Here is a 20,291-nt window from a genome sequence, read left to right as displayed (position 1 = left end):
CCTTAATATACTTGCTGAACGTAAAGATTCACCAACGTATCGTATAAAGTAAATGTAAATTTCTCATCAATAACTCACCAAACTAATTCCGCTGCTGACCGTTCGAACCCGCCCGCACCGTTAAGTCAGCGTAAAGATATCGTGACGATAAGCCAATTGTGGCTTATGATAGGACTAACGACTTATAAACGAGGGATGTAGATTGAAAAATATTTTTGTGGGGCCCAACGTCAACTTAGCCGTGCCCCAACCCGAAGACTTCGATGAAATCAGCGACTGGTACGTCGACGCCGACTTTGTCCGTAAATTAGATACCGCACCAGCGCGCCCACTTTCCGGTGAAGACCTCGAACGCACCTACCGCAACCTTGACCGCAGTACGGAATACTACTTCCACGTGCACGCCAACGAAGACGACCGCTTACTTGGATTCGTCACGTTATATAACGTGGAGTGGACCAATCAGGTGGCCCAATTAGCACTCGCCATCGGTGACCCCGAAGAACGGGGCCGCGGGTTTGGGACCGAAGCGTTGGCCTTAATTTTAAACTACGCTTTTAACGAGTTAAACCTGTTCAAAGTCTGTTTGGACGTCATCGCAACAAACCAGAGTGCCATCGCCGTTTACCAAAATAGCGGCTTCGAATTTGAGGGTACCAATAAGCTTGCCGTCAAGCGTGACGGGCAACGGTACGACCTCTACCACATGGGATTATTTGCCGCCGACTTCCAACCACGGGTCACTTTAAGATAATTAATCAGCTCAATTAGTTGCAGCCCGTTGTGTTTAAAATTATAATAGACCCAGATTGATAGTAAGCGATGAACTCGCTGTCAGTCCTTAATATTCTTTAGTTTTTAACGATTGTTGGTGGCGTTGCTGCCATAACGTCATTTAACAATTATTTCATTCATAGGCTCCCCCAAGTCTTATGAATGGGGATCATCAAAGCCCCCACTTTGGTGTTTCCTACTCCTTGACCACTACATCCGCTGATGTGGTGGCTTTTTTTATTTCCCGTCCAAAAACGCACCGGCCCGCCACTTAGCAGACCGGTGCACCATCCGAGTTAAAGCAGACTGGCATGCCCGCTACCCACTAGTAGCTAGAACGCCAGCACGTTTTAACGCGTCGCTTTTCGACCGACCCATTCCTTCACTTGAATCAGTACCCACGCAAAGCCCGCCGTCACGAGCAACAACATCAGCGTTGAGATCATAACGACCAGAATGATTTGCAGCCCCTCGGATTTCAATACGTCTAACTTGGTCACCAACGCCACGCCAGACGGGATGAAGACCAAACTCATAATCTGAACGAAGAAGTTACTGACCCCTTCAACCTGCTCCAACTTGACCACCTTAAACGTCAGTAGTAGGTATAGCATAACCATCCCAATCAGCGCTGTCGGCATTGGAAACGCCGGGAAAAGCTGGGCCGACAAGTGGGCAATCAAGCTACTGGCAAATAGAATCAACCCGTAAATCATAATTTGTTTCACAAACGTCGCTTTTTTCATTAGTTCCTCCTAACCTAATCCAATCAAACTTGCAAAGCCCGGTACCATAAAGTTAACTAGGATCCCGGCCACAACGAAGGCGATGGCGCCAGTCGCACCGGCGGCTTCGCCGACTTCAATCGCTTTAGTAGCCCCAACGGCGTTACCGGCAATCCCGAAGCCCAGTCCAGCACCCAACGGATTCTTATGCAACTTGAACCAGCGAATAAAGTGGTCCCCCAGGGCGTAAATCAGCACCGAGTTCAGGATGACGGCGAAGGCTGCAATCGCCTGGTCGCCACCGACCGATTCCGCTACTGGTAAGGCGATGGCCGTCGTGGCGGCCTGCACCAGCATGGCACCTAAAGCGGCGTCGGTTAACCCGAGTAATTGTGACACGGCGTAAATACCGAACAATGAAACCAGCAACCCCAAAAATAATGCCACTAAGATAACGTCCCAGTGCTTTTTAAAAATATCATTGCGTTTATATAACGGAACGGCAAACGACACGGTGGCCGGCGCGACAAACCAGAATAACCAGTCGCCACCCACTTGGTACGCCTCGTAAACTTTTTGAATCGGCGCCTTTAACACCGCAGCAATCACCACGATTAGTCCCATCCCCAGTAGCATACCGAAAAACAACGGCTGAAACAGGACGAAACGCTTCGTTTTGTGGTAGAGGTATTCGCCGATACCGTACACGAAGACGGACAGGCCGATCCCGAAAAACGGGTTATTTACTAAATAAGTCAAACGGTTTCCTACTTTCTTTTAATCATTCAGGGTAACAAAAAAGACGCCCCATCCGGGTCTAGTCATCATTTACATGGTGGTTAGGCTCAGAACAGTGCGCCAACACGACTCTAATATATTACTTATTAATTATAACATGTCTAAGCTATTTTTAATAGTACTAATTTACTGTTAACTTAATCAACGGTATAAAACATCAGTGCGTACGCGCCAATGCCGGCATGGGTCGCGATGACCGCGCTGGTCCGCTCGACGAGTACGTCGGCTTGCGGCGTCACTTTGCGTAATAGGGCTTCCGGTTCGGCGGCAACGCTCGGGTCACCCACGTACGAAATCCCCGCCGCTTCGACCCGGGTGGCATCACTCAGTTCCGCTAAAATCTTGGCTTGGGCTTTGATCAAGGCCTTCTTACCACGCCCGCGGGTGTAAAACTTCAACTTACCGTCAACCAACTCAAACACAAACTTCAATTTGATCAAGTTCGTGACGACGCCGGCAATCTTCGGGACCCGACCGCCCTTCACGAGGTTATCCAGCGTATCCACGAATAAATACGTTTTGGTATGGTCGCGAATCACCGCGAGCTTAGCTAAAATTGCGTCCATGGCCGCACCGGAACGCGCCATTCGCGCAGCGGTCAAAACTTGAAACGCCATCCCGCGGTCGGCCACCTGGGTATCGATGACGGTAACGTCGCCCTGGGTCAACTTAGCCGCTTGGCGAGCCGCATTAACCGTCCCACTCAGGGTCTCCGTTAAGTGCAGCGACAAGACCTGGCTGCCATCCTTAGTGAGCGTATCGTACATCGCAACAAAGTCACCGATTGGGGGCTGGCTAGTCGTTGGTAGCGTGGCACTTGCCGTCATTTGCCGCGCGAAATCCGCCCGGTCAACTTGGGTATCGGCCGTCAATCCACCGGCAAAGCCAACCATCAGCGGTACCACGTGAATGTCATACCGTTCAATTTCCGTCGCGGTCAGTTGAACCGCCGAATCCGTCACAATTTTAATTGCCATAAAAAATCCCGCTTTCACTTATTTTGGCAATAATTATAGCATCGTCTCAAATTAAAACGGGCTGACGCCCGCCAAACCAACGTTTTCAACTTAACAACCAGTTAACCCAGTGAACAATTCATTATAAACTTTATAACCGCCAGTGGTTTCTTCACGGCAACCACGCACTTTTAAGACATTCTCGGCACACTTTCTTCACGCCCGGCCGTTATACTAGGGTCATCAACATTAAGGAACCCCCAAGCCTTAATGTTTGCACCCGTTCACTCCCCCAAACGTTGAGCGTTGTGCAACTCCTAATATCTACTTTCCTTTTCCTTCGTATTCCCCGATACGGAGGTTTTTTTGATACCGGAAAGACTATTCTAGCGCAGCGCTTACACCACGACCATGTGGAAAACCTCCAAATCAACGGGTCCAAAATTGGAGCTTTTGCCAGTTCCCAATCCACGCCGCAACCTTTACCATAAGCGGTGTTGATAGCGGTTACATCTTTTAGAAAACTCAATCTATCATCATTATTTTTATGGGAGGTTGTTGGATCATGAAAGATTTTAAAGATAAGGTCATGTTTATTACCGGGGCCGCACACGGCTTCGGTCAAGTTATCGCTGAGGGCGCGGCTAAGCGCGGCATGAAAGTTGCGATGGTCGACATCGACGGACCAGCGTTGGAAAAGACGTACCAGGTAGTAACCGATGCCGGGGTTGAAGCCCTGCAAATTACGGCCGACGTCACGGTCGAGCAAAACGTCGACGACGCCATCGACCAAACCATTGCAAAGTTCGGGCGCATCGATTTACTGATCAATAACGCCGGAATTGCACTGCCCGGCCGGATTTGGGAATTACCAACCCGGGACTGGGAATGGATCATGCACATTAACTTGATGAGCCAAGTTTACGCCATCAAACGGGTCATTCCAATTATGATGAAGCAAAAGACCCACGGCGACATCTTGAACGTCGCTTCAATTGCCGGCCTGGTCGACACCCCCGGGATGCCGTCATACCACGCCAGCAAGTTTGCCTCGGTCGGCATGACCGAAGCGACCGCCTACGACTTACAACGGGCCGGCGCTGACATCGACATGCACGTCATGTGCCCAGGCTTCGTTCAAACCGACTTATACCATACTGAAAACCACCGGCCAAAGCAGTACACCGATACTAGCGACCCGTACTATCAAAGTGAAGCTTACTTGAAGGGTCAACAATTCGCGAAGTACGTAATCACCAACGGGATGCCGATCGACACAATTGCCGACACCGTCTTTAAGGCGTTGGAAGACAACCGTTTCTACATCCTGACCCACCCAGAATTCAACAACTTGATTCAGGACCGGGTTCACCGGATTGTCACCGACGGCAAGCCGGATGTTCACATCATGGACGGGATCATGTAGTCACTTAACATAAAAAAGGAGTGTTCAATCATGGCTAGTTTTGTAGTAAGTAACGACGACGTTAAAAACTTTTTAACTTCTCCAAGTATGAACGACCAAGAAGGGATCGGCTTCGCCTACGCCACCGACCAGGAAGCCTTAGCACGCTTGATTCCGGCACCATTAAAGTTAATGGCACCAGTGGTTTGTGGCTACGTCGTCCACATGGGCAAACCAACTTTTGGCGGTCCCTACCTCGAACAAAGCATCTTCGCATTGGTTAGCTATAAGGATAAAATGATGGGTGCTTACCCAATCACCCTGTTGTTACACGGCCCTGGCGCTGAAAGTGGTGTGATTGCCGGCCGTGAAGGTGCTGGGATTCCAAAGAAACTTGCTGACAGCATCGACCTCCGCCGGACCGATGACACCGCCACCGCCACGGTGGTTCGTCACGGTGCAACCCTGATGAACGTTTCCTGGGAAAAGGGCGAACTAAACGACCCGTCGATTATGAAACAGTTCGCTGGGCAACTTGCACTCGGTAAAGAAGCCGAAATGAACAGTTTCTTCTACAAATACGATATTGATCAACACGACGACGGCACCAACCACTTCAACAACGTTCAACTGGTTGCGACCCAGTTGCGTTCGTTAGCCGACCAAGTTGAACCCGGGAAGTTGACTATCGAAATGAATTCGACGCCGGACGATCCGTTCGGCGAATTAAAAGTCTTGAAGCCGTTGGGCGCAGCTTGGTTCCACTTCGATACGTCGGTCATGTTCAATACCTTAAAGCTCGAAACCGTTGACACGGCGGCCACGATGCCAAAATTACTGACCGGCCGCTACGACCGCAGTTTCTTCAACCCGAAGGACACGGCTTACAAAATCTAACCACTCACTTTTGAAAGGAAGGCTGCACTATGTCAGAAACCACTAAAAAATTAGTTAACAATGATTTTTCCGATATCGTCTTTAACCGCCACTCGGTCCGTAAGTTCGACCCATCCGTTAAAATTTCGCGCGACGAGTTACAAACGATGATTGCCGAGGCCACCACCGCCCCGTCAGCTTGCAACTTGCAATCCTGGCACTTCGTGGTGATTGATACGCCCGAGGCCAAGGAAAAGTTTAAGAAGGCCGTTATGAAGTTCAACTATCCGCAAGTAGACAGTGCTTCGGCCATCGTCTTCATCGCCGGCGATACCCAGTCACACCTGGTTTACCGCGACGTTTGGAACAAGGTTTATAAAGCCGGTAACATTACCAAGGAACGCTTAGACCAAATTTTAGGAACCTTCTTACCGCTTTACGAAAACGCAACGCCGGACTTCCTACGCCTAGACGCCACCATCGACTGCTCAATCGTTGGCATGCAACTATTACTGATGGCGCGGGCTCACGGTTACGACGCCAACGCCTTCTCCGGTATCGACTTCGAACACATGATTCCAACCCTGGGCTTAGACCCAAAGCGCTACGTGCCAATCATGGGCGTCGCCATCGGGAAAGCTGATGAAGAACCACTTCACACCACCCGTTACGATGCGAAAACCCAAACTGAATTTCTCTAGGTAGTCGTCACGACTAACCCTTAATCCCCGGAACCGATCAGTCACGATTCCGGGGATTTTTTCGGCTAAAGCCACTTTACAAAAGCGCTTACATTTTCTATTATCGAGGTGGACCAGAATTAAGTATTGGGGGATGCTTATATGAAATTATCACAATTACTTACGAACCTAACCGCGAGTTTTGCCGTGACTAAGACACCAGCCGCACTGACCAGCGACCCAACCATCACCCGCGCGGTGTTTGCCTGTCCAAGCTTCGACCCGCAACCGCACCAACTGTACCTAACTACGACCGACCACCACGTGCGCCTGAGTTATTGGGAACACCAGTACCAAGCGGTGGCGACGGTCAACTTAGGCGACCACCTCGCCACAACGATTGCCGTTCAAAACCAACTGCTCAAACTATTAACCACCCTGGGAACGCTCCTAAATCCGGCCGGTCAACTCCAGGCCGTTAACACGTTGGCCATTAACGCGATTACCGCCGATTTCGATACAACTTTAGCCGCCGCGGTCAGCTTACTCCAAAACCCGATGGCGATTATCGACTTAAACGGCCAGATTCTTTCGCGGTCACACACCACCGATATTAACGGGGCCAGCATTCACGCCGCGGTCGAAACCAATAAGATTGCCCGCTGGCTGCTCGACCACGGCTTTGCACCCGATAACCCCAACTTCTTGACCCAGGTTTACATCGCCAAGGACAACCTGTCCGCCGAACCAATGCTGATTACACCGCTAGCTAACGGCCAAGAACCAATCGGCTACCTCGTCATGGCCGCACTCAAAACACCGCTTAACGACGTACACGCCCGCCTGATCAATCCGATTGGTCAAGTCATTGCCGGCTCGGTCGTCAAAAATCAAATCATGCCGACCACCGAGTCCCAACGTGACGAACTACTTAACATGCTACTGACCGAGCGCCAAAGTTCAACTTTTGCCGCCCAGTTCGCCGAACAACACGCCGTTTTACCGACCGCCATGGTGCTAGTCCGGTGCAATTCACTGACCGACCAGGCGCCAATGATTTTGCAACAACGGCTACAATACTTGCTAACACCCCATTTTAAGCAGGTGTTAGTCTCGGTTTTTCGTCAGCAATGCTTCGCCCTGATTTCGCTCAGCCTGGCCGATTACAACGGCGATAAGTTCAGGAGGATCCTCAGCAAAGTCACCCGAAAAGCCGACTGCCGCCTGATTATTTCTCAGCACTACGTCAATCCCGAGGACACCTTTGCCGCCTCACTAGTTTGCAACCGCACGGCCCGCTTACAAACGCTCCGCGGCCGGGTCATCTTTTGTGAGGATCAATTCTTTAACCTGTCGCTCGAACGGGTCAACCACGTCGAAATCTTGCCGTTTTTCCTCAACCCGGCGCTTCGTGAACTAGCAGCCTACGACGCCCAAAATAATACGGCGCTAGTCAAAACCTTGGACGGCTACTTACGGGCGACTTGCAACCTGACCCAATCGGCGAAGGACCTATACGTCCACCCTAATACGCTGAGAAACCGGTTGAAACACATTACTAAGTTAACCGGATGTGATTTGCACGACGCCGAAACCTGCTTTAAACTTGCTTCCAGCTTCAAGTTGCAACGATTCCTAATCAGCCATAAGTACAGCACCCAAGCCCCAATTCCGGCTCACGACCCACTACCAGCCAAGACGCAGGGCGTCGCTGATGAATTTAATTAGAACTAACCATGAAAAGAGCTGGCACCCGTCTCGCCGATTATCGTCCGGGAACCCAAAAGAAGTTGTGACGCCCATTTAGCGCCGCAACTTCTTCTTTAGCTACTTCAACTGTTCCAAATTTTTGCGGTCAATGAAGAATGTCACTTCCCCAGTTTCTTGATTGACCCGTGCCAAAATTTCAATCCCCTTCGGAAATACCATGCCGTTACCGGTATCTAACTTTAACGGGATATTACCGTAAGTCATTGTATGATAAGCTTCTTCCATTATTACTTACCCCTAACTTTTAAACCACTGCGACGTTGGAACACCATCATTATAAACAGCTAGTTGGTTAGTTAACAGAAAAAACACTTACCACCGGTCCAAGCTTGGTAAGTTGCGCTTAAATCTGCTAAAATACTGATTAACATCATTTTCCGTAGGAGGCGCATCGCTTTGTTCTACCCATTTTTTGATTCAACTTATTTCTTGGTCATCATCGGCATCGTCATTTCAATGGCGGCTTCCGGTTACGTCAACCACACGTTCCGAAAATACGATGCTTACCGAAGTCAATCGAACTATTCGGGCAGTGACGCGGCCCGTTTCATTCTCGCACAGTCGGGCATTAACAACGTTGGGGTACAAAAAATCAGCGGTGATCTGACCGATAACTACAATGGCCAGACCAAGGTGCTCAGCTTATCCGAAGCGACCGCCGATTCACCATCGGTTGCGGCCATCGGCGTTGCCGCCCACGAATGCGGACACGCCGTTCAGGACCACGTCAACTACTGGCCAATGCGCTTACGAACGGCGCTCGTTCCGGCAGCTAACCTTGGCTCGACCTTGTCATTGCCAATCATCATCGTTGGCGTGCTACTCAGTTATAACCAAACGCTGATTCACATCGGGATTCTATTATTCTCATTAGCGTTACTCTTCCAACTCGTGACGCTGCCGGTCGAATTCAACGCTTCCAGACGCGCACTTCAGATTTTAGCCAACGGTCAGGTCCTGACCCGCGACGAAGTACCGATGGTTCGCAAGGTGTTGACCGCCGCCGCGTTGACCTACGTTGCCGCTGCCTTAGCGACCTTCTTACAATTACTCCGATTGATCATCTTATTCGGTGGCAACCGCGACGATAATTAAATCGATACCCAGGGGCCGTGGCAAAAGTCACGGCCCCTTTCGTTTCCAAACAATCATAGCCAAAACGTGCAGCCAAGGTCAGCCAACCTTGGGCACGCACTCATCAATGGCTTTTAGAATTCCTTAGCCTTTTTTTCAAACCAATCGAGCAGTTCATTCACACATTCTTCACAGCCACTCGGTATGATAACATCATAGCAATTGAGGTTAACTCAATCCGCTATAACACAACCTAAAATTTTTCATTTACTCCTCCAAAGTAATGAAATTCATAGTGGCACGTGACTCCCCATCACGTGTCTACCCTACTCCTTTTTCCACCGTATTCCCCGATACGGTGGTTTTTTGTTGTCCCCCTTAACTAACCGGCACCCTATGTACATTTTCCTTAATCAATGGTATTCTCTAAAAATAACAGTCTTACATACGTTAGGGGATTTAATCATGTTTCGAACGCTGACCATCGGAGTCGGGCTCACGTTGACGTTACTACTAGCAGCGTGTACCCAATCCACGGCGCAGCCGGCCATTCAACGCGAACCAAGCACCACAACTAAACAAGTGAAAACATCCAATGAACCGGCCGTGCAGGTCAGTCGGGCTAACTTTGAGCGAATTCAGCTCGCCGTTACCGAGAACGACTACGCTAGCACGCTGACCCAGGTCAAAGCACTCTTTGGCAAAGCAACCCGCACGACCGAAACCAAGTTTCCGTCTTACGAGCAGCCACTGAAAACCTACATTTGGGAAAATACAACGAAGAGTTTGGCCGGTGCTACTGTCACCATTAGCTTCCATGACGGGTTAGCCGTCGCCAAGTCTTACCAGATGGCCAAGCTGGCGACCAACCCGCGCGTGACGACCGACCTGGTCACGAAGTTGAAGCCGGGAACGACGTACAGCCAAGTGGTCACGAAGCTGGGGCCACCCAACGCGGTCAATAACGTGGCGACCAAGCACCGCAACATTCAGGTTTTAACCTATAATCAGATCAAAGACCAGCCGCAAACAGCGATCACGCTAGTCTTCCATCAAAACGAATTGGCAGAAAAGACCCGCAGCGCCCTTTAATTTTGACCGGGGGACACTACTGTTATAGGACAACCGATTTTGATCAATATGGGTCATATTTACTCCAACTTTAACGATTAAAGTGCTACACTAACATTAAGGTAACTAGGCAACGTACCCGGCTACCAAAACCTTTTTCATTTACTCCTCCAAAGTTAATGAAAATCAGTTTTGCTAGGCTCTCCACCTGGCGAAATGAACTACTCCGACCATCGCATATGCGATGGCTTTTTTTATCCAATTACCGGCGCTTGCATTCGCCGTTGCGCAAAGCGTATCATGAACCAGTAAGATTTGAGGAGTGATTGATTTGAAGAAACGACGCTTACTCGCCGCTGCCGGCGCCCCACTCGCCCTGTTTTCAGCGACGCTACTTGCAAGCGAAAAATTGTATAACTTTGCTTTTAAACGGGTCGATTACGTCCCCGAGACATCCGCCGACAAACAAAAATACGCCGACGCGTACTGGTCCTACGTTGATTGGCTTCACCGCCAACCGTTACAAACCTGGCACTTAAACGTGAACGATGATGAAAACCGCTTGGTGGCAACCTACGTCCCCGCCAAAACGAGTAGTGACCGGACCGTCATCATTTCCCACGGTTACAAGGGTGACGGCGAAACGATGGCCAACTACGCCTACATGTTCAACCAGATGGGCTATAACGTATTGTTGCCCGACGACCGCGGTCACGGTCAAAGTGCCGGTCAGTACATTTCCTTTGGCTGGCAGGACCGCCGCGACTACCTAGGCTGGATCAAAAGTGTGATTAAGCAGAACGGTTCCCGCACGACCATCGTCCTCTTCGGCGTCAGCATGGGCGGCGCCACCGTGGAAATGATGAGCGGTGAAGAATTACCCGACCAAGTTAAGGCGATTATCGCCGACTGCGGCTACACGAGCATTGAAGAAGAACTGGCCTACTTGTTAAAGCGCCAGTTCCACTTGCCGAAATACCCGTTCGTACCGATCGTTAGTTTTATTAACCGCCACCGGATGGGCTACTTCTTAAGCGATGTCAGCTCCGTTGAGCAGTTGCGGCATAACCGCCTACCAATCTTTTTCATCCACGGTGAAAAGGACGTCTACGTCCCCAGTTGGATGCTAAAGAAAAATTACCAAGCAGCTGGCGGGCCCAAAGCGATGTGGCAAGTTCCTAACGCCACTCACGCCGAAAGCTTCTGGATTGGCCCGGCTGACTATCAAAAACACGTAGCGGCCTTTTTAGACCAATATTTATCAAAGTAAAATTAAAACGGAACGGCGACTAAATTAACTAGTCGCCGTTCCGTTTTTGATTACTGAACCGGTTGCGTAATCACTTGGGCCAACCGTTCCGCCGCCCGGCTTAAGTTTTCCGGCCCACGTTGCAGCGCGGTGGTTAAGTCCATCACCTGGTCTACAATTGGCAACACCGCGGTCACCCCCTGAGCGGCAAAGGCGGCACTACGACCTTGTTGTCGGCCCACGAACAGGTAACAATTCTTCCCCGCGCGGTGTGCCCGCTGACTGATTTGAATTGGCACTTTCCCCATGAAGCTCTGATCATCCACTTGACCCTCACCGGAAACAACCAAGTCAGCTTTCTGAATTCGGGCATCCAGTCCACTTAATTCGGCAATCAGCTCAAACCCCGAGCGGACCGTTGCGCCTAAAAATTCGCGCAACGCAAAACCGATTCCGCCGGCGGCACCGTCCGCTGCCACGGCACGGACTTGACCACTCGCAACCCGCATGTAAGTCGCCATAGCAGCATCGTAAGTCGCCACTTTCGCCGGTTCGAGCCCCTTTTGCGGTCCGAACACCGCCGCGGCCCCTTGTGGCCCGGTTAACGGATTCGTCACGTCCGCGGCGCTAATCAGTTGAACGCGCTGTAACGCTGGCATTAACCGGCTTCGGTCGACCCGGACCACCCGATTCAAATCACCACCAACCATTTCTAATTGCTGATCAGCTTGATCATAAAAACGAACTCCGAGTGCCCGCAAAATTCCGGCACCGCCATCCACGGTACCACTACCACCAAGTCCGACAATGATTTTTTGCGCCCCGCGTTCAACCGCCGCCTTAATTAACAAGCCAGTACCGTAAGTATTGGTTTGCGCGGGCGTTAAGCCGGCTGATAAAAACTGAATGCCGGAAGCCGCCGCCACTTCGACTACTGCCAACCGCTGCTGTTCAAAGTAACCGTACGTCGCTTGAATTGGCCGGTTAGCCGGGTCCACCGTTGCCACGCTGATTCGTTGGCCACCCGGTTGGTTGGCTAAAAACGCGGCGACCGTCCCTTCACCCCCATCAGCAATCGCTACCCGTTCCGCCGTAATGCCGTACCGCGCAAAGGCGTCCGCCACCGTCTGATTAGCCCGCATACTGGTCATCGAATTTTTAAATGAATCAATTGCTATTAAGGCGTGCATCCCAATCCCTCTTTCAACTTTCACTTACGTTCAGTATAATCGTCCCTTTACCTAACAACAATCGCCATTAGCGCCATTTCGATGATGCAAACGGATTCAAAATCCGTTATCATAGAAGTAATCTTAATTTGTGGGGGTATTTTACATGGAAACTTTAAAAATGATTCAATCCCGAAAAGCAATTCGTGAATACACTGGTCAGCTTTCTGACGACCAACTTCAAACCATTTTCGACGCTGGTAACGCCGGCGCCGTTGGCATGGGCCAATTCGAAAACTACCGGATCGTTGCCATCCAAAAGGAAAGCGTCCTCGCCCAACTTAACGGCATTTACGGTGCGCCAACCGTCATCGTCGTCGCCGCAAACGCCGCCACCACAATGGAAGCTGTTTCTGCCGGCATCATCGTCCACAACATGGCGCTGGCTGCCGAAGATCTCGGCTTAGGTGCCAACTATAACATGGCCAGCCTCGGCTCAATTCCAGGTGACGTCTTGCCCGCCGGTTTCAAACCATTAATCGCCCTCACCGTCGGCCAAACCAACGAAACCTTCACACCACGCAGCTTACCGGCCGATCGTATTCAAAAAGAAACCCTTAAATAAATCCTGCTATTATTTTTACCCAAGTCACTCCGAACCGAGTGGCTTTTTGTTTACAACCAGCTTCATCTAAAATATCACTAATAGAGCGGTCCACTCCGCCTGAACGAAAGCAAGGCTGTGGGCACGCTCGGAAGCCAATTCACACCCCGAATTGTCTCCCAAGTCGGCCTTGTTGTAAGTCGTCAAAGTACGACGACCAACAACAATTTCACAGCCATGTTTCGAAGGGCTTCGGGACCTCAATTACAGCACCATAGCTAATAACGCGTCAGATTCAATGAACTGGCCACGTGGTTGTTGACGCGGTTCGGTGATTTTAAGTACACGAACCCCATATTCAATTGAAGTTAACAGATAACAGTTCCACCACTGTTATCTTTCATAAAAAGGACTAGATAAATTGTTTTCGGAAGAACTATCAGAAACAGCTAAATAACAATGTGCTCTGAGCGTTAGCGAAAGGAATGCTTAAATATGAAAAGAGTTTGTATTTTGGTCTACCAAGGGTTACCATTTATAATTGATTCCGTAGTTATTTTTAACAAAAAAGAAAAACAGTTTGTAGAAAAATTGAACAATAAACTTGATGAAGTCTCCATGGATTGGCATGTACAGCTAGACACCTCGTCGGGAAATATCGATGATATTGTGCAGCAGAATCCGCAAGCATTAATTCTAAAAAACGGCCTACAACATCGCTTTTATAAGGGGAATTTTCTCCAAGAAAGGATTTATCAATTAGATGCATTGGAATTAAATGAAGAATCAATAAACGGAGTCATTTCTTTCTTAAAAGGATTAAATTAAGCGTCCATTCTTTAATAACTTGTCTCTAATCGTTTTGAGCTATTTTTTAAAAATTCGGATGTTGATCGTATTTTGGTCCTGGATAAATCGAAGATTGAAATTCAAGCTAAATACAGCTGCTATGAGTGATTACTTTGTTCTCTATCGGTTACCTTTAACACAAAACGAGAGTTCCAACGCTTCTCAAAAGTAGAGAAATGTTGGAACTCTCGTTTTGTCAATGAAGACTCGTTAACCCGATTTACCGTTACACAGTGCTTAAACTATAACGAGCGGAACGGCAGACGTAGTCATCATGGCTTCGTTAGTTGCCAAGATATACTGGATTCAATGTTTGAATAGCCTGGGTAAAACAAAAATCATACTAAGGCACGTTTACACAAACTATTTAACACGCTCCTAGATTTTTTTAAAGGCAAAAGAGGGCTAAAACGTACTTTATTTTTTATCCCCTACCGCCCGCCAACGACCAGTTCAAGCCTGCAGGGAAAGTGGGAACGGTCCTAGCGGTGAAATTTCACTTGGTCGCCGTCTTTTGGCGAGTTAGTGAAAGCCCGGTGGTTAAGACCTGAACTTCGGGCTTAACCCCGTGGACACCGCGTTCCGGACTGATTCCCGCTGACCGGAGGGCTGGCAAGGTATTGCTAACTTGGAATTGAGCAGGACTTATTTAATAAAGTATTATCTTTATTCGGTTTAGTAACGCTAAGTCTAAAACACGACTTAATGTTGTTGGCAACGAGTTTTCACACCAATTCACATCGAAGAAATTTAAATCGTGCCCCGCCTAGTTAATTCACAAATCAAATCGATTGTAAGCTTAAATAAAAATCGTTATGCTTTAGATACCAAGTCATTTACAGGAGGAACCACAGATGGCAACTAATTATGATTTTGACGTTTTATACATCGGTACGGGACACGGGACGTTTGACGGCGCGGCGCCGTTAGCGGCAACCGGGGTGTCGGTCGGTGTGATTGAGAGCGGCTTGATTGGTGGGACTTGTCCGAACCGTGGCTGTAATGCCAAAATCACGTTGGACGAAGCGGTCAAGATGAGCCGTGAGGGTGCCCGCTTAGGTGAGGTGTTGCACCACCACCCAACGATTAATTGGTCGGCTAACGTGGCGCATAAGCAGGAGATTATCGACCCGTTGCCAACTGGTTTGACGGCGAAGTTGGAAAACGCGGGGGCCACGATTATCAAGGGCCACGCCCAGTTTAAAAACTCCCATACCGTGACGGTGGATGGCAAGCGCGACGTGACGGCTGAAAATATCGTGATTGCGACCGGTCTAAAGCCCCACCGGTTAGCGATTCCCGGTACGGAATTAGCCCATGATAGTGAGGACTTTTTGAACTTAGCCCAGTTACCAAAGCACCTGACGATTATTGGTGGCGGCTACATCGGCATGGAGTTTGCAACGATGGCGAACGAGGCCGGTGCCAAAGTCACGGTGATCGTGCGCGGCGATCAGGTATTACGGAAATTCCACCAGCCGTTCGTTAAGCAGGTGGTCGCCGACCTCGAAAAACGCGGCGTCACTTTTATTTACAACGCGACGGTCCAGGCGTTTGAAGACGACGGTGCGAACTTACTCGTGCACTACAACGATGACGAACAGTTACCAACCGACTGGATTTTAGACGCGACTGGCCGGATTCCTAACTTAGACGGCCTCGGCTTGGAACAAGTCGGCGTGGCGTACGACGAAGCCGGTGTGCACGTCAACGACTACTTACAAACTAACGTGCCCAATATTTACGCATCCGGCGACGTAATCAAAAGTGACCAGCCCAAAGTGACCCCAGCGGCCTACTTTGAATCAAAATATTTAATGCAGCGTTTCTCCGGTCAAAGTGACGCCCCGATTGATTTTCCGGTCATTCCAACGGTGGTCTTTACGTCCCCGCGGATCGCCCAGGCCGGTGTGAGTGTAGAAGCAGCCGAACAACGGGGGCTGCCGGTCGCTGAAACCGACTTAGCGGATTACTGGTATTATCAAATCGATAAGGAACCGCTCGCTTACAGTAAACAGGTACACGACCAGGACGGCCACTTAGTTGGGGTTACTGAAATGAGCGACCAGGCCGAAGATGCCGTTAACGCCCTCTTGCCCGCCATTGAATTTAAGATGAGCCGTGAACAGGTCGGTCGCTTAATCGGCCTCTTCCCATCAATCGGTTACGCTGCTTGGCACCGTGCTTAAATCATAAAACAGCACAAAAAATCTGACGATCAGTCAAAACTGGTCGTCAGATTTTTATTTACTTTATTTAGTCGTCTAAGCCAAGGCGCTTGAAGATGTCGTCAACGTGGCGTAGGTGGTAATGGTAATCGAACGCGTCGTCGATGGCCGCTTGGTCTAAATGCTCACGAATTTCGGCGTTGCCTTCAACTAACGGTTTGAAGTGCAACTGTTCGTCCCAAGCCTTTGCCGTCAACGGTTGGACGAGGTCGTAAGCCGCTTCGCGGGACATGCCGGTATCGATAAGTTTCAAGAGGACCCGTTGGCTGTAAATCAAGCCGTACGTGGCGTCCATGTTGTGCTTCATCCGTTCGGGGAAGACCGTTAACGTTGCAACGATCTTGTTGATCCGCGTCAGGATGTAATCGATCAGAATGGTCGAATCTGGTAAGATGATCCGTTCGGCGGAAGAATGCGAGATGTCCCGTTCATGCCATAGTGGCACGTCTTCATAAGCCGTCATCATGTGACCGCGCAAGACGCGGGCTAACCCGGTGACGTTTTCTGAACCGATTGGGTTACGCTTATGCGGCATCGCCGAGGAACCCTTTTGCCCCTTATTGAATAATTCTTCAACTTCGTGGGTTTCGGATTTTTGTAAGCCGCGAATTTCAGTTGCAATGACTTCCACGCTGGTGGCAATTAAAGCAATTGTCGCAATGTATTCAGCGTGTAAATCCCGTGGTAGGACCTGCGTTGAAATTTCCTGGGCGCGAATCCCAAGCTTATCACAGACGAATTTTTCAACAAACGGTGGAATGTTGGCGAACGTGCCGACTGCCCCACTGATCTTCCCCGCTTCAACGCCGGCTGCGGCGTGGTCGAAGCGTTCGATGTTGCGGTTAATTTCCGAATACCAACGGGCGAGCTTTAACCCAAAGGTCGTCGGTTCGGCGTGAACCCCGTGGGTCCGGCCCATTTCAACCGTGTATTTATATTTTTTAGCCTGTTGTGCTAGCGTCGTGCGTAGAGTTTGCAAGTCTTCGCGAATGATCGCGTTCGCCTGCTTCAAGCGGTACCCCTGAGCCGTGTCGACCACGTCAGTACTAGTTAACCCGTAGTGCACCCATTTCCGTTCGTCCCCGAGCGATTCGGAAACGTCCCGGGTAAAGGCGACCACGTCATGATGGGTCACGGCTTCGATTTCGGCGATGCGGTCAACGTTAAATTTAGCGTTGTCCCGAATCTTAGCGACGTCGGCGGCCGGAATCTTACCGAGTTCGGCCCAGGCTTCATCCGCCGCAATTTCAACTTCCAACCAAGCTTGATATTGATTTTCTAGCGACCATACTTTCCCCATTTCAGGGCGCGTATAACGATCAATCATTGCTAATCCTCATTTCTTTTCACTTATTCACTAACAAAACACGAACATTATTATAACATACCGGCCTAACAATTGGTAGCCACGAACAATGAAAAATCAGACCGCCTTTTCATTGTTTTTCAGATTAAAAATAATTTAATCGCTTTATTTTCAGCCTTCTTACACTAACCATGAACAATTAAAAGATAGCAAAACAAGAACATTCGGATTTTAAGTTGCGTTTTAATATAAAAATTGCTATACTCTTTCGTGGTGGCGTGGTGAACATTCTCCTACGCCCAGCTGTTAAACATTCATAATTTAAACTTTTTAATGAGGTGGAAAAATATGGCATCAGTCGTAGTAGTAGGTAGCCAATGGGGCGATGAAGGTAAAGGAAAGATCACGGACTTTTTAAGTCAGGAAGCAGATGTGGTATCACGTTACCAAGGCGGCGATAACGCCGGCCACACCATCGTATTTAATGGTAAGACTTTTAAATTACGGCTGATTCCATCGGGGATTTTCTTCCACGATAAGTTAGCGGTCATCGGTAACGGTGTGGTATTAAACCCGAGATCCTTAGTTGAAGAATTACAATACTTGCGTGATAACGGCGTTAACCCGGATAACCTGCGGATTTCTAACCGGGCCCACGTGATCCTGCCTTACCACATCGTCCTCGACGGTGCGCAAGAAAAGGCTAAGGCTAGCGGTAAAATCGGGACAACCAACAAAGGGATTGGTCCGGCCTACATGGACAAAGCCGAACGGATTGGTGTTCGGGTCGCGGACTTATTAGATAAGGATACTTTTGCCGCGGTCCTAAAACGCAACTTAGCGGAAAAGAACCAAATTATTACGAAACTTTACGATTTAGAGCCACTTAAATTCGACGATATTTTTGACGAATACTACAACTACGGCCAACAACTCAAGCCGTTCGTAACCGACACGTCGGTGGTCATCAACGACGCGTTGGACGCTGGTAAACGGGTCCTCTTTGAAGGTGCTCAGGGTGTCATGCTCGATATCGACCAGGGGACTTACCCTTACGTGACCTCCTCTAACCCGGTTGCGGGTGGTGTAACGATTGGTAGTGGTGTCGGCCCTTCCAAGATTGATAACTGTGTTGGCGTCCTTAAAGCTTACACGTCCCGTGTTGGTGACGGTCCGTTCCCAACCGAACTCTTTGATGAAGTCGGTGATTTCATCCGTGAAACGGCCCACGAATACGGTACCGTGACGAAGCGGCCACGCCGAATCGGTTGGTTTGATAGCGTTGTGTTACGCCATGCCAAGCGGGTTTCCGGCCTAACCCACTTAAGTTTGAACTGCCTAGACGTTTTGACTGGTATTAAAACGATCAAGATTTGTACCGCTTACGACTTAAACGGCGAAACGATTTACCACTACCCAGCTAGCTTGAAAGAATTGGAAGCTTGCAAGCCAATTTATGACGAACTCCCTGGTTGGGACGAAGACATTACCGGCATTAAGAACTTGGCCGACTTACCAGTCAACGCGCAAAACTACTTGAAGCGCATCGAAGAACTCGTTGGCGTCAAAATCGCCACCTTCTCCGTCGGTCCCGACCGCGACCAAACCAACGTCATTGACCACGACATCTGGAACTAACTAAAAGGGGTTTTACCATGGCTATGGAGATTTTTGATTACGAAGATATTCAACTGATTCCAAACAAATGTGTCATTAATAGTCGTGCCGAAGCCGACACCACCGTGGTACTAGGTGAGCGGCGCTTCAAGATTCCGGTCGTCCCCGCGAACATGGCGACCGTCATCAACGAACCACTCGCTAAGTGGCTCGCCAGCAACGACTACTTCTACATCATGCACCGCTTTGAACCGCAAACGCGGCGGCAATTCATCGAAGCGATGCACGCCGATGACCTATTCGCTTCGATTTCCGTTGGCGTAAAGCCGTCCGAGTACGATTTCATCGACGAACTCGCAATGAATAACGTCGTACCGGAATACGTGACGATCGACATCGCCCACGGCCACGCCGATAGCGTCATTGCCATGATCAAGCACATTAAAGACGTCTTGCCAGCAACATTCGTGATTGCCGGTAACGTGGCGACCCCGGCCGCCGTACGCGACTTGGAAAACGCCGGTGCCGATGCTACCAAGGTCGGCGTTGGTCCTGGGAAAGCCTGCATTACGAAGATCAAGACCGGTTTTGGGACCGGCGGCTGGCAATTAGCGGCCGTGCGCTGGTGTGCCAAGGCCGCCCGCAAGCCGATCATCGCGGACGGTGGCGTCCGGACTAACGGCGACATCGCCAAGTCGATTCGCTTCGGCGCCACAATGGTCATGATTGGTTCCATGTTAGCCGGTCATCAGGAATCACCTGGTAACCTGTTAAAAATTGACGGTAAAACTTACAAGCAGTACTACGGTTCGGCCAGCGAAACCCAAAAGGGCGAACATAAAAACGTCGAGGGCAAACAAATGTTGGTTCCCTACCGTGGTCACCTCGCTGACACGCTCAACGAAATGCAAGAAGACCTGCAGTCTTCAATCTCTTACGCGGGTGGGCGCGACCTCGCCGCCATCACGAAATGTGACTACGTGGTCGTTAAAAACTCAATTTATAACGGTGATTAATATAAAGGGCGCCGAGCTGGAAAACTGTACTAGTCCCTGTCAAGTTGACAGGTGAAATAATATAATTCTCGGACGTAACTTAAGCGGCTTTATCGCGATATTCTTTCGCGGTGGAGCCGTTTCT

At 49.6% G+C, this 20,291-nt stretch carries 19 protein-coding genes; 13 read left to right on the top strand and 6 right to left on the bottom strand.

Annotated features, from left to right (window positions below):
• The first annotated feature begins 202 nt into the window (after positions 1-202).
• Complete coding sequence (locus FFM82_RS03865) at positions 203-754, top strand: GNAT family N-acetyltransferase (protein WP_137644559.1); 552 nt, start codon at positions 203-205, stop codon at positions 752-754.
• A 370-nt stretch (positions 755-1,124) separates the two neighbouring features.
• Here FFM82_RS03865 and FFM82_RS03860 read toward each other — a convergent pair whose 3' ends face one another.
• The 3 genes from FFM82_RS03860 to FFM82_RS03850 all read right to left on the bottom strand — a co-directional run bounded on the left by FFM82_RS03860 (position 1,125) and on the right by FFM82_RS03850 (position 3,274).
• Positions 1,125-1,520, bottom strand: a complete 396-nt coding sequence (locus tag FFM82_RS03860) for a CidA/LrgA family protein (RefSeq protein ID WP_137644558.1) — start codon at positions 1,518-1,520, stop codon at positions 1,125-1,127.
• Positions 1,521-1,529: 9 nt separating this feature from the next.
• Positions 1,530-2,258 (bottom strand): LrgB family protein, encoded by a 729-nt coding sequence (locus FFM82_RS03855; RefSeq protein WP_137644557.1) that lies wholly within the window; start codon positions 2,256-2,258, stop codon positions 1,530-1,532.
• A gap of 176 nt (positions 2,259-2,434) precedes the next feature.
• A complete protein-coding gene (locus FFM82_RS03850) occupies positions 2,435-3,274 on the bottom strand; it encodes a DegV family protein (protein WP_137644556.1) in 840 nt (279 codons plus the stop codon).
• 544 nt (positions 3,275-3,818) lie between these two features.
• Between FFM82_RS03850 and FFM82_RS03845 the strand changes: the two genes are divergently transcribed.
• From FFM82_RS03845 to FFM82_RS03830, 4 genes are all read left to right on the top strand, one after another.
• Positions 3,819-4,679 (top strand): SDR family NAD(P)-dependent oxidoreductase, encoded by an 861-nt coding sequence (locus FFM82_RS03845; protein ID WP_137644555.1) that lies wholly within the window; start codon positions 3,819-3,821, stop codon positions 4,677-4,679.
• A 30-nt stretch (positions 4,680-4,709) separates the two neighbouring features.
• Positions 4,710-5,555: an acetoacetate decarboxylase family protein gene (locus FFM82_RS03840; protein WP_137644554.1), complete on the top strand. Its 846-nt coding sequence runs from the start codon at positions 4,710-4,712 to the stop codon at positions 5,553-5,555.
• A gap of 29 nt (positions 5,556-5,584) precedes the next feature.
• Positions 5,585-6,235, top strand: coding sequence for a nitroreductase family protein (locus FFM82_RS03835; protein ID WP_137644553.1), 651 nt, complete (start codon positions 5,585-5,587; stop codon positions 6,233-6,235).
• 141 nt (positions 6,236-6,376) lie between these two features.
• The gene (locus FFM82_RS03830; RefSeq protein WP_137644552.1) at positions 6,377-7,942 is read left to right on the top strand and encodes a PucR family transcriptional regulator; all 1,566 of its coding nucleotides are present in this window, start codon (positions 6,377-6,379) and stop codon (positions 7,940-7,942) included.
• A 99-nt stretch (positions 7,943-8,041) separates the two neighbouring features.
• Here FFM82_RS03830 and FFM82_RS13510 read toward each other — a convergent pair whose 3' ends face one another.
• A complete protein-coding gene (locus FFM82_RS13510; RefSeq protein ID WP_170178200.1) occupies positions 8,042-8,209 on the bottom strand; it encodes a hypothetical protein in 168 nt (55 codons plus the stop codon).
• Between the two features lie 171 nt (positions 8,210-8,380).
• Here FFM82_RS13510 and FFM82_RS03825 point away from each other — a divergent pair, with 171 nt between their 5' ends.
• The 3 genes from FFM82_RS03825 (at position 8,381) to FFM82_RS03815 (ending at position 11,399) form a co-directional block, all read left to right on the top strand.
• Positions 8,381-9,079 carry a zinc metallopeptidase gene (locus FFM82_RS03825; protein WP_137644551.1) on the top strand — a complete coding sequence of 233 codons (699 nt, stop codon included), beginning with the start codon at positions 8,381-8,383 and terminating at the stop codon, positions 9,077-9,079.
• Between the two features lie 444 nt (positions 9,080-9,523).
• Entirely contained in the window at positions 9,524-10,150 is a 627-nt protein-coding gene (locus tag FFM82_RS03820) for a DUF3862 domain-containing protein (RefSeq protein WP_170178199.1), read from the top strand.
• Between the two features lie 310 nt (positions 10,151-10,460).
• Complete coding sequence (locus tag FFM82_RS03815) at positions 10,461-11,399, top strand: alpha/beta hydrolase (protein WP_137644549.1); 939 nt, start codon at positions 10,461-10,463, stop codon at positions 11,397-11,399.
• Between the two features lie 50 nt (positions 11,400-11,449).
• Here the strand turns inward: FFM82_RS03815 and FFM82_RS03810 are convergent, their stop codons facing one another.
• Positions 11,450-12,568 (bottom strand): glycerate kinase family protein, encoded by a 1,119-nt coding sequence (locus tag FFM82_RS03810; protein WP_137644548.1) that lies wholly within the window; start codon positions 12,566-12,568, stop codon positions 11,450-11,452.
• Positions 12,569-12,713: 145 nt separating this feature from the next.
• On the opposite strand from FFM82_RS03810, the gene FFM82_RS03805 reads away from it, so the two are divergent.
• From FFM82_RS03805 to FFM82_RS03795, 3 genes are all read left to right on the top strand, one after another.
• A complete protein-coding gene (locus FFM82_RS03805; RefSeq protein WP_137644547.1) occupies positions 12,714-13,172 on the top strand; it encodes a nitroreductase family protein in 459 nt (152 codons plus the stop codon).
• A gap of 474 nt (positions 13,173-13,646) precedes the next feature.
• Positions 13,647-13,979 carry a hypothetical protein gene (locus tag FFM82_RS03800; protein WP_137644546.1) on the top strand — a complete coding sequence of 111 codons (333 nt, stop codon included), beginning with the start codon at positions 13,647-13,649 and terminating at the stop codon, positions 13,977-13,979.
• A gap of 875 nt (positions 13,980-14,854) precedes the next feature.
• Positions 14,855-16,189, top strand: coding sequence for a dihydrolipoyl dehydrogenase family protein (locus FFM82_RS03795; protein ID WP_137644545.1), 1,335 nt, complete (start codon positions 14,855-14,857; stop codon positions 16,187-16,189).
• Between the two features lie 67 nt (positions 16,190-16,256).
• On the opposite strand, the gene purB is transcribed toward FFM82_RS03795, so the two are convergent.
• Positions 16,257-17,555, bottom strand: a complete 1,299-nt coding sequence (gene purB, locus FFM82_RS03790) for an adenylosuccinate lyase (RefSeq protein ID WP_137644544.1) — start codon at positions 17,553-17,555, stop codon at positions 16,257-16,259.
• Between the two features lie 327 nt (positions 17,556-17,882).
• Here purB and FFM82_RS03785 point away from each other — a divergent pair, with 327 nt between their 5' ends.
• Together FFM82_RS03785 and FFM82_RS03780 are read left to right on the top strand one after the other, a co-directional pair.
• The gene (locus FFM82_RS03785; protein WP_137644543.1) at positions 17,883-19,172 is read left to right on the top strand and encodes an adenylosuccinate synthase; all 1,290 of its coding nucleotides are present in this window, start codon (positions 17,883-17,885) and stop codon (positions 19,170-19,172) included.
• Positions 19,173-19,195: 23 nt separating this feature from the next.
• A complete protein-coding gene (locus tag FFM82_RS03780; protein WP_170178211.1) occupies positions 19,196-20,167 on the top strand; it encodes a GMP reductase in 972 nt (323 codons plus the stop codon).
• The last annotated feature ends 124 nt before the right edge of the window (positions 20,168-20,291 follow it).

The organism is Lactiplantibacillus plajomi (genome assembly GCF_005405405.1).
In the GTDB taxonomy this organism is placed as follows: domain Bacteria; phylum Bacillota; class Bacilli; order Lactobacillales; family Lactobacillaceae; genus Lactiplantibacillus; species Lactiplantibacillus plajomi.
Note: the sequence above shows the minus strand (reverse complement) of the source record. Positions and strands in the feature narration are given on the sequence as shown.

Coding starts and splice junctions, on each gene's coding strand:
- FFM82_RS03860 (WP_137644558.1), bottom strand. CDS start 1,520: ATGAAAAAAGCGACGTTTGTGAAACAAATTATGATTTACGGGTTGATT.
- FFM82_RS03850 (WP_137644556.1), bottom strand. CDS start 3,274: ATGGCAATTAAAATTGTGACGGATTCGGCGGTTCAACTGACCGCGACG.
- FFM82_RS03845 (WP_137644555.1), top strand. CDS start 3,819: ATGAAAGATTTTAAAGATAAGGTCATGTTTATTACCGGGGCCGCACAC.
- FFM82_RS03840 (WP_137644554.1), top strand. CDS start 4,710: ATGGCTAGTTTTGTAGTAAGTAACGACGACGTTAAAAACTTTTTAACT.
- FFM82_RS03835 (WP_137644553.1), top strand. CDS start 5,585: ATGTCAGAAACCACTAAAAAATTAGTTAACAATGATTTTTCCGATATC.
- FFM82_RS03830 (WP_137644552.1), top strand. CDS start 6,377: ATGAAATTATCACAATTACTTACGAACCTAACCGCGAGTTTTGCCGTG.
- FFM82_RS13510 (WP_170178200.1), bottom strand. CDS start 8,209: ATGGAAGAAGCTTATCATACAATGACTTACGGTAATATCCCGTTAAAG.
- FFM82_RS03820 (WP_170178199.1), top strand. CDS start 9,524: ATGTTTCGAACGCTGACCATCGGAGTCGGGCTCACGTTGACGTTACTA.
- FFM82_RS03810 (WP_137644548.1), bottom strand. CDS start 12,568: ATGCACGCCTTAATAGCAATTGATTCATTTAAAAATTCGATGACCAGT.
- FFM82_RS03805 (WP_137644547.1), top strand. CDS start 12,714: ATGGAAACTTTAAAAATGATTCAATCCCGAAAAGCAATTCGTGAATAC.
- FFM82_RS03800 (WP_137644546.1), top strand. CDS start 13,647: ATGAAAAGAGTTTGTATTTTGGTCTACCAAGGGTTACCATTTATAATT.
- FFM82_RS03795 (WP_137644545.1), top strand. CDS start 14,855: ATGGCAACTAATTATGATTTTGACGTTTTATACATCGGTACGGGACAC.
- purB (WP_137644544.1), bottom strand. CDS start 17,555: ATGATTGATCGTTATACGCGCCCTGAAATGGGGAAAGTATGGTCGCTA.
- FFM82_RS03785 (WP_137644543.1), top strand. CDS start 17,883: ATGGCATCAGTCGTAGTAGTAGGTAGCCAATGGGGCGATGAAGGTAAA.
- FFM82_RS03780 (WP_170178211.1), top strand. CDS start 19,196: ATGGAGATTTTTGATTACGAAGATATTCAACTGATTCCAAACAAATGT.